Below are 289 nucleotides of genomic sequence, written 5' to 3' on the forward strand. Positions count from 1 at the left end.
GCTGCCGCGCCAGCCGCTGCGCTTCGTGCTGGCCGTCGACCCCGGCGCCGGCAAGACGATCATGGCCGGCCTCTACATCCGCGAGCTCTTGATACGGGCGGACTCCAAGCGCGTGCTGATCGTCGCCCCCGGCAGCCTGGTCGAGCAGTGGCAGTACGAGATGTTCGAGAAGTTCGGCCTGTCGTTCTCGCTGTTCTCGCGCGAGCTGGTCGAGGAGTCCCGCAGCGGCTACCCGTTCGACGACATCGACCTGCTGGTCGCCCGAGTCGACCAACTGGCTCGCGCCGAA

Annotated in this window: 1 protein-coding gene; it reads left to right on the forward strand. The window is 67.8% G+C overall.

Annotated elements, in window-relative coordinates; translation table 11 throughout:
• On the forward strand, positions 1–289 hold a 289-nt coding region (locus ACSHWJ_RS16045), incomplete at both ends, for a DEAD/DEAH box helicase family protein (RefSeq protein ID WP_435928791.1).

The sequence above is a fragment of the Methylococcus sp. S1M genome, from assembly GCF_051295855.1.
GTDB lineage: Bacteria > Pseudomonadota > Gammaproteobacteria > Methylococcales > Methylococcaceae > Methylococcus > Methylococcus capsulatus.